The sequence below is a fragment of the Nitrosomonas sp. genome, from assembly GCF_040256045.1.
Classification (GTDB): Bacteria; Pseudomonadota; Gammaproteobacteria; order Burkholderiales; family Nitrosomonadaceae; genus Nitrosomonas.
The window spans coordinates 17,583-31,894 of sequence record NZ_JBDZWD010000003.1 but is presented as its reverse complement, the minus strand read 5'-3'; the positions used below and the strand labels follow the sequence as shown (position 1 = coordinate 31,894).

Annotated in this window: 14 protein-coding genes; 3 read left to right on the top strand and 11 right to left on the bottom strand. The window is 51.6% G+C overall.

The annotated features are described in order from the left end of the window. Positions 1–6: 6 nt before the first annotated feature. The 10 genes from flgK to flgB all read right to left on the bottom strand — a co-directional run bounded on the left by flgK (position 7) and on the right by flgB (position 8,959). Positions 7–1,392 carry a flagellar hook-associated protein FlgK gene (gene flgK, locus ABUL11_RS01105; RefSeq protein WP_350282021.1) on the bottom strand — a complete coding sequence of 462 codons (1,386 nt, stop codon included), beginning with the start codon at positions 1,390–1,392 and terminating at the stop codon, positions 7–9. A gap of 182 nt (positions 1,393–1,574) precedes the next feature. Then, positions 1,575–2,588 carry a flagellar assembly peptidoglycan hydrolase FlgJ gene (flgJ, locus tag ABUL11_RS01100; protein ID WP_350282020.1) on the bottom strand — a complete coding sequence of 338 codons (1,014 nt, stop codon included), beginning with the start codon at positions 2,586–2,588 and terminating at the stop codon, positions 1,575–1,577. A 21-nt stretch (positions 2,589–2,609) separates the two neighbouring features. Further along, a complete protein-coding gene (locus tag ABUL11_RS01095; RefSeq protein WP_350282019.1) occupies positions 2,610–3,722 on the bottom strand; it encodes a flagellar basal body P-ring protein FlgI in 1,113 nt (370 codons plus the stop codon). Positions 3,723–3,743: 21 nt separating this feature from the next. After that, positions 3,744–4,484, bottom strand: a complete 741-nt coding sequence (locus ABUL11_RS01090) for a flagellar basal body L-ring protein FlgH (protein WP_350282071.1) — start codon at positions 4,482–4,484, stop codon at positions 3,744–3,746. A 50-nt stretch (positions 4,485–4,534) separates the two neighbouring features. After that, positions 4,535–5,317 (bottom strand): flagellar basal-body rod protein FlgG, encoded by a 783-nt coding sequence (flgG, locus tag ABUL11_RS01085; RefSeq protein WP_350282018.1) that lies wholly within the window; start codon positions 5,315–5,317, stop codon positions 4,535–4,537. A gap of 66 nt (positions 5,318–5,383) precedes the next feature. Beyond that, the gene (gene flgF, locus ABUL11_RS01080; RefSeq protein WP_350282017.1) at positions 5,384–6,127 is read right to left on the bottom strand and encodes a flagellar basal-body rod protein FlgF; all 744 of its coding nucleotides are present in this window, start codon (positions 6,125–6,127) and stop codon (positions 5,384–5,386) included. A gap of 27 nt (positions 6,128–6,154) precedes the next feature. After that, on the bottom strand, positions 6,155–7,438 hold the full coding sequence (gene flgE / locus ABUL11_RS01075) for a flagellar hook protein FlgE (protein WP_350282016.1): 1,284 nt from the start codon (positions 7,436–7,438) through the stop codon (positions 6,155–6,157). A 16-nt stretch (positions 7,439–7,454) separates the two neighbouring features. Continuing rightward, on the bottom strand, positions 7,455–8,126 hold the full coding sequence (locus ABUL11_RS01070; RefSeq protein WP_350282015.1) for a flagellar hook assembly protein FlgD: 672 nt from the start codon (positions 8,124–8,126) through the stop codon (positions 7,455–7,457). Positions 8,127–8,138: 12 nt separating this feature from the next. Continuing rightward, the gene (gene flgC, locus ABUL11_RS01065) at positions 8,139–8,543 is read right to left on the bottom strand and encodes a flagellar basal body rod protein FlgC (protein ID WP_350282014.1); all 405 of its coding nucleotides are present in this window, start codon (positions 8,541–8,543) and stop codon (positions 8,139–8,141) included. A gap of 5 nt (positions 8,544–8,548) precedes the next feature. Further along, on the bottom strand, positions 8,549–8,959 hold the full coding sequence (gene flgB, locus ABUL11_RS01060; protein WP_350282013.1) for a flagellar basal body rod protein FlgB: 411 nt from the start codon (positions 8,957–8,959) through the stop codon (positions 8,549–8,551). A 221-nt stretch (positions 8,960–9,180) separates the two neighbouring features. Here flgB and flgA point away from each other — a divergent pair, with 221 nt between their 5' ends. The 3 genes from flgA (at position 9,181) to ABUL11_RS01045 (ending at position 11,769) form a co-directional block, all read left to right on the top strand. Continuing rightward, a complete protein-coding gene (gene flgA, locus ABUL11_RS01055; RefSeq protein WP_350282012.1) occupies positions 9,181–9,873 on the top strand; it encodes a flagellar basal body P-ring formation chaperone FlgA in 693 nt (230 codons plus the stop codon). A gap of 141 nt (positions 9,874–10,014) precedes the next feature. Beyond that, a complete protein-coding gene (locus tag ABUL11_RS01050; protein WP_350282011.1) occupies positions 10,015–10,656 on the top strand; it encodes a TetR/AcrR family transcriptional regulator in 642 nt (213 codons plus the stop codon). 57 nt (positions 10,657–10,713) lie between these two features. Then, complete coding sequence (locus ABUL11_RS01045) at positions 10,714–11,769, top strand: metal-dependent hydrolase (protein WP_350282010.1); 1,056 nt, start codon at positions 10,714–10,716, stop codon at positions 11,767–11,769. A gap of 118 nt (positions 11,770–11,887) precedes the next feature. Here the strand turns inward: ABUL11_RS01045 and ABUL11_RS01040 are convergent, their stop codons facing one another. Beyond that, positions 11,888–13,954, bottom strand: a complete 2,067-nt coding sequence (locus ABUL11_RS01040; protein ID WP_350282009.1) for a PhoX family protein — start codon at positions 13,952–13,954, stop codon at positions 11,888–11,890. Positions 13,955–14,312 lie beyond the last annotated feature (358 nt).

The window sequence follows — 14,312 nt, the reverse complement described above, 5'->3', positions numbered from 1 at the left end:
AAAAGATCAGATTCTGAGCAGTGAATCGAACAGTGAATTACCAATTTCGATCACTTTGCTGGAAGCCTGGAACATCTGCTGATAGCGCAACAGATTGGCCGCCTCTTCCTCCAGATTGACACCGGACAATGACTGTAATGCCTGATCTGTCTGATTGAGCATACTCTCCTGTGCCTTGCTGGTGACTTCCAGCTCACGGGTTTTATTGCCCACCTGGCTGACCAGACTCGCATAAGCAGATTGATAGGACGTTCCGCCCGGCAAAATATTTTCTGTCTGCAGCCCAGCCAGCTTCAATGCGTTAACGTTATTCATCACACCCCCATCATCATCTGCAGCGGCAATTTCGGCAGGATCATTGATGGCCACTCGAATGCTCCCAGCAGCATGGTTCGGGTCGGTCACCGCAAAAAAATTTTCACCCGCCGCACCTTGTAGATCAAGTCCTGCTTGATGTTGCGTATTAAAGGTTTGGGCAATTCCCTGTGCAAGCTGGTCAAAACTGTTTTGCACGGAATCCAGTGTTTCACTGCGAAACGCCAGCAACCCGCCCAGGCTGCCGCCCTGCAACTGGTGCTCAGGCAGCAATACCTCCGTATTGTTCAGGTCCATCGCCATTACCAGACGCTGTGGATCATTTGGCGAAGCTACTGCCTTGAGTGTCATGGCGCTTGAACCCACCACCAGTGACTGGCCATTGCCGATGAATACATTGTAATGGCCGTTATTCTGACGCACGACATCGACATTGGCCAGTTTGCTGAGATCACGGATCAGCGTATCACGCTGGTCGCGCAAATCATTGGCCGGTTGCCCGTTGGCCGAAGCTTCTACTGCCTGAATATTGGTATTCAGTCCGGCAATCTGCTGCGCCAGCGAGTTGATTTCGGCCACACTGCTGGTAATCTGGCTGTTCACGCCCTCCCGCATTTCCGATAAACGCTGATCCATCTGCTGAAACCGGGAAACCAGCGCCTCAGCATTGCTCAACACTGCCTGGCGGGAAGGGATTGAAGTCGGGTTGGAGGCCATATCCTGTACTGCATTGAAAAAGTTATGCAGCGCCGGCGTCAGCCCCGAAGTCGTATCGGCCAGCAGGTTGTCGATTTGTTTGATCTCGTTGTAGTGGCTGTCCAACTGACTGCTCTGCGTCTGGGCCTGCAAAGACTGATTGACCAGATACTGGCTGTAGATACGCTGCACAGTGGAAACCTGCACACCACGGCCAATAAATCCATTACCGTGTGCCAAGGGTGTATTGGTACTCTGAATGGCCTGCTGACGGTTATAACCGGGGGTGGTTGCATTGCTGATATTGTGGCTGGTGGTCAGCAAGGCAACCTGAGCAGCCTGCAGCCCTGAAACACCCACACTCATAATACTGTTTGCCATCGTTTATCCTCGATTTTCGTGAATCATTTTTATTTGTTTACGGCAAAATTCTGAGGGAATTGAGGTAATTATCACCACCACCCGGGCAATTCCGCTTAATCCATCGTCATTACAGCACCACGGAATGCCGCATACCGACACGGCCTGCAGAAAATATTTAGTCTCTCCCGCCTTCAGTTCCGCTATATGCTTAACGCATCACTGTTGATGATCTTCAGCAGCTTTTCCGCATAAGAAGGATCAGTTGCATAACCGGCCTGCTGCAATCCCCAGGCAAAAGCAGTGGCACTGCGGCTTCTCAGCACGGCTGCGTAACGAGGATTGTTCTGCAGTAATTTTGCGTAATCCCGAAAAGCGTCTTCATACGAATCGTAAATCCTGAATTTTTCCCTGAGCTTTTGTGGTTTACCGTCCACGTATTCGGTGGTTACCGTTTCCACCACTCCTCCGCGCCAGTTCCCGCTCGCCTTGATACCAAACAGATTGAAACTCGGCTGATTATCCGCCCGGCGAATCTGATGTCTGCCCCAACCGGTTTCCAATGCAGCCTGCGCAATCATGAAATGTTCAGGAATCCCGGTCTCACGCGCTACCTTACGTGCATGCGGTAACACATCCCGGACAAATTCCCTGGGATGATCAGCAACTAGTTCAGCAGAGCCGACCCCTCCCGAGCTGGAAGCAATTCCTACTCTGCCTGCCAGCCCTGTCGGCGAAACAGTAGAAAAGCTGGGTTTGACAGAAGCTCGGTTGAGATTCGACCAGATCTGAGAAGGCAGATCCTTTATTTGCCCCGGCGACAGTGAAACCAGCGGCTCCCCGCTCTTTCCGGTAATGGTCGTCAATAATGATTCCGCCTGATCGATAGCGTTATCCGGCAATTGTTCCTCATCAATCGTTTTTGACAGTTGCTGCACGATCATATCCGCCAGACCGATTCCTTTTTCGGAAAGATTCTGTACCAGTTGCTGGTCGAGCATCTGCGTATAAAAACGCGACTGATCACTGTCGAAGAGCCCTTCCTTGGGGGTGGCATCCCGCATGCTTTTCATCATCATGTTGAGGAACAATGCTTCGAACTGCCTGGCTGTCTGCTTCAATCCCTCTTGCGGATCGCGCCTAACCCGAGTACGCAATTGATCGACCGCTTGTGCATCGATGGCCAGTTGACCGGAAAGATCGGGCGAATTGATCATGTCGTCGTCAGAATCAGGTAATTAGATGATTTCCAATTCCGCCCGCAACGATCCGGACGCCTTGAGCGCCTGCAGAATCGCCAGCAGATCCTGTGGCGTGGCGCCAATGGCATTGAGTGCTTTCACCACATCAGCCAGACTGGCTGATCCCGGCAGCAGCATCAGATTTCCTTCTTCCGAACGCACTTCTATTTGCGACTGCGGCACGACCACCGTTTCTCCACGTTGTGCAAACGGCCCCGGCTGGCTGACGATCGGCTGGGTATTGATGATTACTGAAAGATTGCCGTGTGCCACTGCACTGGATTCAAGGGCCACCATCTGATTCATGACAACCGAACCCGTACGGGCATTAATGATGACTTTGGCTATACCCTGCGCCGGGATGACATCAAGATCTTCAATCTGTGAAATAAACGTCACGCGCTGATTGTTGTTTACGGGTGCCCGCAGCTGAATGACACGCCCATCCAGCGCCATAGCAGTACCATACGAAAAGCGGCTGTTGATTGTATCGACGATACGCCGTGCGGTCGTGAAGTCAGTGTCGCGCAACTCCAGGTTGATGTACTCCCCCTGGCCCAGCACAGTCGGTACAGCACGTTCCACAATAGCACCGGCACTGATCCGCCCTGCTCCCAGATGATTGATCTGCACACTGCTGCCCGCTGAACTGGCGCCTGCTCCGCCAATCACCAGACTGCCCTGGGCCACGGCATACACCTGGTTGTCAATTCCTTTCAAGGGCGTCATCAACAGGGTTCCGCCACGCAAACTCTTGGCATTTCCCATGGATGAAACGGTCACGTCGATCTGCTGTCCTGGTTTGGCAAAAGCCGGCAGCGTTGCCGTTACCATCACCGATGCCACGTTACGCAACTGCAAATTAGTACCAGGCGGCAAGTTCACACCCAATTGGCCAAGCATGCTGAGAATACTCTGTACAGTAAACGGTGTTTGCTGGGTCTGGTCACCCGTGCCATCCAGGCCCACCACCAGACCGTAACCGATCAACTGGTTGGCACGTACCCCCTGGATATTGGCCAGATCCTTGATACGTTCAGCAGAAACCGGGTGAGAAACGATCAGGCAGACTGATAACCCGAAACCCAGGATCCATTTGGATAATGTCATGATGATATGTTCCCGTTATGCTCAGAAGGGCGAAATCGACAAAAAGAAACGTGACAGCCAGCCCATGGTTTGCGCTTCATCCAGATAACCGTTGCCCCGATATTCGATACGCGCATCGGCCACCTGTATCGATGACACGGTGTTATTGATGATGTTGATCGGGTTGATCACGCCGGAAAGCCGGATGAACTCATGCCCCTGATTGATGCCGATCTGCTTTTCTCCACTGACCAGCAGATTGCCGTTAGGCAGAATGTCTAACACAGTAACGGCGATCGTGCCGGTGAAGTTGTTATTACTGGAGCTCTCCCCCTTGCCATCAAACTTATTGCTTGATGTGGCCTCCAGATCGAGATCCTGAAAAATCGACTTGAACGGCAAGCCAAGAAATGATGGTACCGAAAGCCCGATCTCACCTGCACGCTGGGCGTTGCTGCCGGTTTTTTTGCTTGCATTGGTCTTCTCGTTGAGCGCAATGATGATGGTATCGCCGATACTGCGGGCGCGCCGATCCTCGAACAAAGGGATATAACGTCCTCTTCCCTGGTAGTCGAACACTGCCTGATAAATCCCTCCGCTGGTCTGGCTCGGAGGAATAACCGGCAGATCAGGCGGACGCACTGACATCGGCTGCTGTACTTTCGGAGTGGGCGTTATCGCACAACCTGAAACCATACAGACCATGACAATAAGCATGGATAACCCCAGACGACTACGGTTTCTCATAAACGATTCCATGACACCTGAGCACTGTCCATCCATAAAATCGGGAGTTGCATAATCCGATGAAAATACCAAGAAACCTGAACTCATCAGAGCTGTGCCAACCTCTGCAGCATCTGATCAGAAGTCTGGATCGATTTGGAGTTGATTTCATACGCACGCTGCGTCTGAATCATCTCGACCAGTTCTTCCACCACATTCACATTAGAAGTTTCCACGAAGCCCTGATTCAAAAGCCCGATGCCGTTAGTCCCTGGAATACCGGGATTGGGTACGCCACTGCTCATGGTTTCAAGGTAGAGATTCTCGCCAAAGCGCTGCAACCCGGCAGGATTGATGAAGGTGGTCAGTTGAATGTTACCCACCGGTACTGGTGAGGCCGAACCCGGTGTCAGGACGGATACCGTGCCATCCCGCCCGATCGTGATATTCAGTGTATTCGGCGGAATGGTAATGGACGGCTGGAGCGGAAAACCACTGGCAGTCACCAGTTGACCATCCTGATCGGACTGGAATGCACCATCACGGGTATAAGCCAGCGTGCCATCGGGTAGCAGGATCTGGAAAAATCCTTCTCCCTGGATCGCCACATCGCGCGTATTGCCAGTCTGCTGCAGATTCCCCTGCAAGAAGATATTCTCGGTTGCCACCGGCCGCACCCCGGTTCCCAACTGCAAACCGGAAGGCAAGCGAGTCCGTTCGGATGACTGCGCACCCGGCTGGCGGATGGTCTGGTACAGCAGATCCTCGAATACCGGGCGCATCCGTTTGAAGCCATTGGTACTGATATTGGCCAGGTTGTTGGCGATTACATCCATTTTGGTCTGCTGGGCATCCAGACCTGTTTTCGATATCCACAATGAGCGAACCATATCGTTATCCTTTCAGCGTAATTAAAAATTCACCGGCAATGCCGCCATTCCGGCGATCTACCCGTATCAGCCTCTCAGCGTCATGATTTCACCCGCCTGCTGGGCATTCTGCTGGGCGTTTTCGAGCATCTTCATTTGCATATTGAACTGCCGCGCAAGTGTGATCATTTTCACCATTTCGCTGATTACATTGACATTGCTACTCTCAAGCGCACCATCGATTAAAGCTACTTTATTACTGGCCGGTGCTTCCTTTCCCTGTTTCAACCGGAACAGGCCATCTTCTCCCCGGACGAGCTGCTCTGCCGGTGGATCAACCAGCTTGATCCGTCCGACGATCGAGACAACGGTCATCCTCGAATCTGACGGCAGTACCGAAACGCTACCATCCTTGCCAATCGCGATACGGCTGTCTGGTGGAATGGTAATGGGGCCGGATTCTCCTTTTATATTGAAACCCTGTTGCGTCTGGAGAATGCCATTAGCATCCAACTTGAGATTGCCGTGCCGGGTATACGCTTCTTCCCCATTTTCGAGTTGTACCGTAATCCAGCCGGAACCTTGTATCGCCACATCCAGCGGACGATTAGTCTGCTGGATCACACCCGGTGTGAAATCCGCACCGGTCGTCGCATCCAGCACGAATGCGCGGGTCGGCAATGATTCCCCGTAAACGGGCACTGCCCGAAAAGCATCAGTCTGAGCCCGGAAACCCGTAGTCGAAGCATTGGCCAGATTATGAGAAACCGTTGCCTGCTGCGTCATGGTGTGCAATGCACCGGTCATCGCGGTGTAAATCAGTCTGTCCATTTCAGGTACTCACCAGATCAGGGTTAATCAGATATTCATGATGGACTGCATCACTGCATCCTGCGTCTGGATGGTCTTAGCATTGGCCTGATAGACCCGCTGCGTCATGATCAGGCTGACCAGTTCGGTCGTCAGATCGACATTCGACTCTTCCACTGCTGAAGATTGCAATGAACCCAGAATACCCGTCTCCGGAGCACCTATCAGTGGCAGGCCGGATTCGGCGGTCTCACCCCACTGGTTATTTCCCATCGGCTTGAGACCATTCGGGTTGGAAAAGCCTGCCAGTGCAAGCTGTCCGACTGTGCGCGTAACATTATTGGTGTAACTGGCTCTGATCTGGCCATCATCAGAAATGCTGTATCCGGCCAGACGCCCGGAAGTAAAACCATCCTGACTCAACATGTTGACGCCGAACTTGTTACCAAACTGGGTAGAGCGAGTCAGATCCAGTGAAAACGGAAGGGGCGGAATGCCTGCCCATTTAACAGAATCTAATGCAACAAAATCCACTTCTGCAGAAATTGCTCCAACGGGGCTGGTCAATATTCCGCTGGAATCAAAGTTCAATGCCAGTGGACCAACACCACCATTTAACTCCACTCCAATTGGTACACCATTAGAATCAGCAACTCCATCCGCAGTGGCAAATACATTCCACGATGCAGCAGCCGGGGCCACCGGATCTATTTTCTGAAAATACAGATTCAATATATGAGAATTACCGAGACTGTCGAATATTTCGCCTGAAGTGGAATGGGTATAGGTATCCGAATCAGCTGCATCAAAAGGGGATACTGCAGTATCTATAGATTGTTCTCGCGAATCCAGGTTAACGCCTGCCGCAAAATTGGCGGTTGGCTTGGGCGTCAGATCTGATGTAGGTAACCGCAGATTGACCGGTATGTTGGGAATGATCTGGCCAGAAGCATCCGCTGCAAAACCAGTAACGTTGTAATTACTCGCATTGACCAGAAATCCATCCTTATCCAGATGAAACTGGCCGTTACGGGTATAGCTGATGGTGCCGTTGTTACTCGTCCGGAAAAAACCATTCCCGGTTATTGCGACATCCAGCGGGTTATTGGTAGGCGTCACATTTCCCTGGGTAAACTCCTGCGCGACAGCTGCTAATTGAGTACCAATCCCGATCTGATTCCTGCCGCCTCCCAGTGCATTGGCGTAAACATCAGCAAACTGAGCCTGCGACTGTTTGAAGCCAACCGTGTTGGCATTGGCGATATTGTTACCGGTCACATCCAGCTTGGCTGAAGCTGCCTTTAATCCACTCAATCCATGTTGAAAACCCATGATTTACTCTCCTGACTCAAAATATTTTTTTAACATCGTCCATGCCTACATACCCCAGCCTACCTACTTCCAGCAAAGCGCCATCCTTACCCGCTTGAGCACTGCTGACTGAACCAAATGCCAGAGTGGAGGCGGCTACTTCCTGGTTATTACGTACCGCTTTCAGAGCAAAGCTGTATTGCCCGCCGGCCGCCTCATTACCACTGTTCGCCACACCATCCCAGACGAAGGTACCTACCCCCTCATCCTGCGCCCCAAGATCAATTTCACGTACGGTAATGCCCGCACTATCCTTGATGGTGACGACCAGCTTGTCTACCGGCTCAACCAGTTCAAATCCACCTATCCCTGCATGGTTTTCCAGTTGCATGTCGGTTCCCGGAACCAGCACACTGCGACCGATCATGGCGGCTGCCTCAAACGAACGCCGTGCATCGGAATCCGCCACCAGTTTTTCCAGTGTGGTATTGAGTTTGTCGATACCGCTCACAGTGCTGATCTGTGCCATCTGACTGGTCACTTCCGCGTTATCCATCGGACTGAGCGGATCCTGATTCTGCATTTGTGTTACCAGCAGCTTGAGGAATCGCTCCTGCATATCTTCATCACCCTTGCGGGCGGTCTTGATACTGCTGCCGTTCGAAGCCAGCAGTTCGGATATGCTGGAATTACTCTGCACCTGACTCATATTCATTCCTCCTTATTGGCCGATCGATAACGTTTTCTGCAGCAGTGTCTTGGTCACGTTCATCATGTCAACGCTGTTCTGATAAGAACGTGATGCCGACATCATGTTGACCATTTCATCCACTACGTTGACATTGGGCAGAGTGACATAACCTTTTTCATCCGCCATCGGATGTTTCGGGTCATGAACCACCCGCATGGGAGATTGGTCATGCACAACGCCCGCCACCTTGACCCCTTTTGCCTTGTCTGCCGAGACATCGATCGTGCGGAACACGACCTGGCGGGAGCGATAGGCCTCTCCAGTCGAACTGGTAGCACTGTCTGCATTGGCGAGGTTACTGGCCACTACATTCAGCCGTTGCGACTGGGCTGCCATGGCGGAACCGGCGACATTGAATACACTGAACAGGGACATGGCTGTTAATTTCCTTCTCTGATAGCTGATAACAGGGTTCGAAACTGACCACTAATGAATGTCAACCCGGCGTCATACCGTATAGCGTTATCCATAAACTGCATGCGCTCGGTATCCATATCGACAGTATTACCGTCTATGCTGGGCTGTTGCGGGACACGGTATTGCTTAGGTACGGATGTAATCGATCTGAAATCGGTTGAACTGATATGTCTTGGCACAGTTGTCGCCAATGAGAAATTTTGTATTTGCTGCGGCGAAGCGTTTTGCATTGCCTTGGAAAAATCAAAATCTCTCGCCTTGAAACCCGGCGTATCGGCATTGGCAATATTCCCAGACAGCAATTCCTGTCTGGCTGCCCGCAGTCCCAATGCTTTCTGGTTAAAATTGAGCAGATTTTCCAGTTTATTAATCATGTTTTCTCCTGCAAAGTAGTCACTAATACATTAAGCAGGAATCGTGCCAGGCTTGACCAATTATCTCTTGCCGATCAATAAACCAAACTGACATATGATCACCCTTCAATTTCCAGGTTAGCCGGGGCATCGCGGCGATACCATGCGGAACGTGGCGGCAAAAATTGCCGCTGCCGGCAAAAATTGCCCATCACTGATCCTCTGGTATCAATTTGCCCATCATGAAAATAAAATTTTTACTGATCGTTCTTGCGTACGCCCTGAATCCAATGGCGGCAATCGCCAGCGAAGATTCATCCACATCGGTGATACTCGAGGTCGTAAATAGCTTTGTGCGCAATGAAACCCGACATCTGCTCGGCAGGGTCATCATCAAATCGAGCGGACTGGATACACGCCAGACACCGCGTTCGTGCCGCCAGCCCCAGCCATTTTTGCCGGCGGGAGGGCGAGTATGGGGAAAATTCTCGGTGGGAGTACGCTGCCAGGATGAAGCCACCTGGACGCTCTATATTCCGGTTGAAATCGAAGTAATCAGCCGTGTCGTGCACGCTGCGCAGCCGGTCAGTATGGGAAAACAGCTGGAGGCTCAGGATATCGTGAGCAAAGAGGTTGATCTCGTACGTATTCCCGGAGGGGTAGCCACGGATCCCGATCAGGTTATCGGCAAAGTGGCAACGACATTCCTCGCTTCCGGACAACCCATCCGCACGCACCAGTTACGTGCGCCACATGTCATCTCACGCGGACAGAAAGTACAGCTCACTGCGACTGGAGCAGGATTTACCGTTAGCATGGAAGGTGAGGCGCTTGCTGCTGCGGCCGCAGGAGAAGTCGTCCAGGTGCGCAACCACACCGGACGTATCATCAGCGGGACAGCACGAGCGGGAGGGGTGGTGGAGATAAAGCAGTAATCGTCCTTTTTCGTTATTTGTGCGAAAGATATCCAGGGAAGACAGTCAGCTCGATCATGAATGGTATAACCGATCCATCAGGCAAGACAGGTACAATGAAAAACATTGCATTTCCTGTTTTGAGAAATAAGGAGGCTCGATATGACGATAAATAATGATCCGATGCGTGATGCAATCGTCGATACGGCAGTGGAGCTGGCTGCCCGCACATCCTGGGAAGCAGTACGGTTGTATGATATAGCGGCCGAGTCAGCGATTTCTCTGGATGAAATCCGATTGTATTTCCGGGAGAAAGATGAGCTGATCGATGCCTGGTTCGATCGCGCTGACAGTCGGATGCTGAAGGAAGCTGAATCTACCGGTTTTCTCGATCTGACTGCGTCTGAGCGTATCCATCATCTCATCATGACCTGGCTGGATGCGCTGGCGGTACAGCGCAAAGTAACGCGGCAGATGATCATGTCCAAGCTGGAATTCGGGCATATCCATATTCAGATACCTGCTGTCATGCGTGTCAGCCGCACCGTGCAATGGGTACGTGAGGCGGCACAGCGTGATGCCACATTCATGCGACGGGCATTGGAGGAAAGCACGCTGACGACCATTTATCTGATGACTTTCTTTTTCTGGATGCGGGATGCATCAGAAAACTCGCGTCATACTCGCCAGTTTCTCAAGAGCCATTTGACCATGGCTGCCTGGCTGGATCAGAAGATGTATGGCAGAGATCCCGAAAAGGGTGCAGTACCACACAGGCGACAAATTCCGCTGCAGTTCGATTAAACCCGGAAACTGCAGCCCCGGACACACTCGAGTATGCGTCTGGTACAGGAGCGAAAAATGGACCCTGTGACACATACGCTGAGCGGCATGCTGCTGATGAGAGCGGTTACTTCTTCGCATACTCAGCATGCTCAGCAGTTGCCGCTGCGGGAACGCATCATTGCCGGAAGTATGGCAGCCGCTTTTCCGGATAGTGATGTCATCTTGCGGCTGATCGATACACTGATTTATCTCAACTGGCATCAGGGGCCGGCACATTCGCTCGTGATGCTGCCTTTCTGGGCATTCCTGCTGGCGCATCTGTTTTCCGGGTTAACCGGGCGACGTTATCCCTGGCGATCATTCTTCGTACCGGCGTGCCTGGGCATCATGATCCATATTCTGGGCGATCTAGTAACAGCATACGGCCTGATGCTGTTTGCACCATTTTCTACCCAACGGTTTTCTCTGCCACTCGTATTCGTCATCGATCCGTGGTTAACTGCGATCATTCTTGCCGGCCTTGTCCTGAGTGCTATTTTCCCGGCAAAACGGGTCTATGCAGTAGCTATACTGATCGGTATCGTGGCGTATGTATCATTTTTATGGATGCTGCATGAGGAGGCCATGCAGGTGGGGAAAGCGCATGCCGCTGAAAAAATGCTCGATCAGCAGGCAGTCAGTGTATTGCCACAACCTTTGTCACCTTTCAATCAGATGGTGATTATTCGTGATGGCACCGAGCTGCATGTTGCACGAATCAATCTGAGACGGAACACCCTGCTTAAGTGTACTGATTCAGGTAGCCTGTTGTGTCATATGGCCGCAGCCTATCGCCCGCTGGCAATGGCAAGCTGGCAATCATACAGCTTACATGACAGCCGCTCTCCTGAGTACGCAGCTCTGTCGCACGAAGCCTGGCAGCAGTCGGTTCTGGGGCCGTTCCGTCAGTTCGCACGATTCCCGGTTCTGGATAGCATCAATCATCCTGCACAAAATATCTGCGTTTGGTTCATTGATCTGCGTTTCCAGTTTCCCGGTTTACCGCCTTCCTTCCGCTATGGTGTATGTCGTGAAAAGGGAAACTCGCCCTGGTATCTACAGCGTCAACGCGGTGCATTCTGGATCGATTGAATCAGATTCAATGAGCCTTCTCCTGCTTATCAGCACCTTACCGGATGCACTGTAATGGCGAAGAGCAGGCCAGGCAGGACCTGCCCGACCCTGCTACCGTTTTCACGGCAGGATCGTTTCACACCCCCACGACACCACCATCTTCACGCGTAATGACAACCGTTGCCGAACGCGGACGTGGCCCGGTGGGATTGGCGACAGCTTGTGACTCACCCGGATGTCTGAACACCGCACCACTGTCCGGCCAGTTGCTGGTGAACTGGTTTGGTTGCGAACGATCACCTGGATGCTGGAAATTGACGAACATATTTTTACCATCCGGCGTCGAAATGACACCCGTCGTTTCCTGATTATTCGGTCCCACCAGAAAACGCTTGATTTCACCAGTAACCGGATTGGCAGCCAGCATGGCATTGGCACCAAAAGGACCGTTGCCCTGCTGCGAACCACTCATATCAGTCCGGATCCAGAGAATGCCATTCTGATCGATCCACAATCCATCAGGACTGGCAAAGATATTATCCTGGGTCAGAGCAGGACCACTCTGCTCCGGTAAGACTTGACCATCCCCCTCGGGACCCGCCAGAACGAAAATATCCCATTTGAATCTGGTTGCCCATGGCCGATTACCCTGCTCTCTCCAACGGATAATGTGGCCATACGGATTGGGGCCGCGTGGATTAGGCGCATCGGTTGTCGTACGGCTGCTGTTATTGGTCAATGTCATATACACTTCCCGGGTCTGCGGATGGACAGCACCCCATTCCGGCCGATCCATTTTGGTCGCACCGACCACATCCGCCGCCAGACGCGTATTAACCAGCACATCAGCCTGATCAACAAAAAAGATGCCTTTACTGATTGCCATGACACGGAAAAAACGATCATTAATATCCAGTGCTAGCCATTCTCCCGTGCCATCGTCATTGAAACAGGCTACATATAGCGTACCTTCATCCAGAATATCGCCGCTGACATGATTGTTGTAGCGCGCTTTGGTGACAAATTTATAAATGTATTCATTCTGTGAATCATCACCGGAGTAGAAAACAAGAGGTTTGCCATATTGCGGGGGAGCCAGCCAGCAGCCCTCATGGGCAAATCGTCCCATAGCGGTACGCTTGACCGGTTTGCTGTTCGGATCGAACGGATCGATTTCCACGATCCAGCCATATGTGTTGGGCTCATTACGATAATCTTCGACTGCACTCCTGCCTGTTGCTGATGCATCGAAACGAATATATTCATCCGCTTCCCCTTGCGCAGCTTCCCAGCGATAGCGCCCACCACTCTGGCTCACGCCATAACGGTTGTGTTCTCTCGGAAGACCGGTACGGTTGACAAAATAGCCTGCCCAGTTTTCTTCACAGGTCAAATAGGTTCCCCACGGCGTGTAACCATGCGCACAATTGTTGAGAGTGCCGCGTGTCGCGGTACCAGCCGGGCTGTATTTGGTTTTGACCAGGTTGCTTCCCCGGACAGGTCCGCGAATTTCTACCGGTGTGCCGGCTGTGACGCGACGGTTATAGGGTCCTCTTACTACCTCCCATTGACCACTGACCGGCTCTTTCCTGATTTCAGTAATACTGACACCGTGTGCGGCAATTTCCTTTCTGACTTCATCATCTGGCCGCTGATCGTTTATCGAAGTCAATCCCTCAGGATGGAATATATTTTCATCTATGTATTCATGGTTGACGCATAACAAACCATGGCCGTTCGGATCATCACGGAACGGGAAGTAATGCATGCCGTCGTGATTCGAACCAATCTGCTGTTCCTGGTCTTCTCCGGTATTACCATCCGGATTGAACTCAGGATAATTGCCAGTGATCGGCGTACCCCAGGGGATCAGAACCTGAGCTTTATAGCCATGCGGAATGGTAACGGTATCTGAACGGGTAACCGGAACCGCGCTGAAATTGAATTCCGGATTCAGGGGGATAGAAGATTTAGGAGGTACTGTCAATCCTGTAGTGGAAGGATATTTCCTGGCTTCCGCTCTTTCCACCAGTCCAGGTAAACCAAACATACCGGTAACTGCCAGTCCGAGACCGCCGGCCAGGACTTCACGACGGGATAACCTTCTTTCCAGAATGGAGGAAAAATGAGCATTATCCGAATGATTGCTCATCGGCCCGTCGCCGTTATTCGTTTCAACCTGACATGCTTTTTTATTATTCATGGCCTTCTCTCTGATTATTGATCAAGGAGCTGCCACCGTAGACAATAAAAGTTAAGTAGTTATGAAGGTTATATTTCAGACAGATGAATTTCTGCAGCAGGAATGTCTTTCAGTTTGGCGATTTTTTCCAGTAAGCAATTCATGCCTCTACGATTGGTGAAATACCAGCGCCTATGGCTGGCAGAAGATATTACACTCATCCATGATGCAGGGAGAACAAAGCCGACGGGCGCCGTTCAGGCCAAAGGCAACACACATTAGTTGTGCCTGCCGATAAAGAACGACAAATTGCACGAGATACAGGGATTGTATTAAAACGCCGACAACAATGGCTCCATAACACTTAGCGTTTTTCATC

Excerpts from the sequence above, each read along its gene's own strand:
- flgK (WP_350282021.1), bottom strand. The coding sequence starts at position 1,392 with ATGGCAAACAGTATTATGAGTGTGGGTGTTTCAGGGCTGCAGGCTGCT.
- flgJ (WP_350282020.1), bottom strand. The coding sequence starts at position 2,588 with ATGATCAATTCGCCCGATCTTTCCGGTCAACTGGCCATCGATGCACAA.
- ABUL11_RS01095 (WP_350282019.1), bottom strand. The coding sequence starts at position 3,722 with ATGACATTATCCAAATGGATCCTGGGTTTCGGGTTATCAGTCTGCCTG.
- ABUL11_RS01090 (WP_350282071.1), bottom strand. The coding sequence starts at position 4,484 with ATGGATGGACAGTGCTCAGGTGTCATGGAATCGTTTATGAGAAACCGT.
- flgG (WP_350282018.1), bottom strand. The coding sequence starts at position 5,317 with ATGGTTCGCTCATTGTGGATATCGAAAACAGGTCTGGATGCCCAGCAG.
- flgF (WP_350282017.1), bottom strand. The coding sequence starts at position 6,127 with ATGGACAGACTGATTTACACCGCGATGACCGGTGCATTGCACACCATG.
- flgE (WP_350282016.1), bottom strand. The coding sequence starts at position 7,438 with ATGGGTTTTCAACATGGATTGAGTGGATTAAAGGCAGCTTCAGCCAAG.
- ABUL11_RS01070 (WP_350282015.1), bottom strand. The coding sequence starts at position 8,126 with ATGAGTCAGGTGCAGAGTAATTCCAGCATATCCGAACTGCTGGCTTCG.
- flgC (WP_350282014.1), bottom strand. The coding sequence starts at position 8,543 with ATGTCCCTGTTCAGTGTATTCAATGTCGCCGGTTCCGCCATGGCAGCC.
- flgB (WP_350282013.1), bottom strand. The coding sequence starts at position 8,959 with ATGATTAATAAACTGGAAAATCTGCTCAATTTTAACCAGAAAGCATTG.
- flgA (WP_350282012.1), top strand. The coding sequence starts at position 9,181 with ATGAAAATAAAATTTTTACTGATCGTTCTTGCGTACGCCCTGAATCCA.
- ABUL11_RS01050 (WP_350282011.1), top strand. The coding sequence starts at position 10,015 with ATGACGATAAATAATGATCCGATGCGTGATGCAATCGTCGATACGGCA.
- ABUL11_RS01045 (WP_350282010.1), top strand. The coding sequence starts at position 10,714 with ATGGACCCTGTGACACATACGCTGAGCGGCATGCTGCTGATGAGAGCG.
- ABUL11_RS01040 (WP_350282009.1), bottom strand. The coding sequence starts at position 13,954 with ATGAATAATAAAAAAGCATGTCAGGTTGAAACGAATAACGGCGACGGG.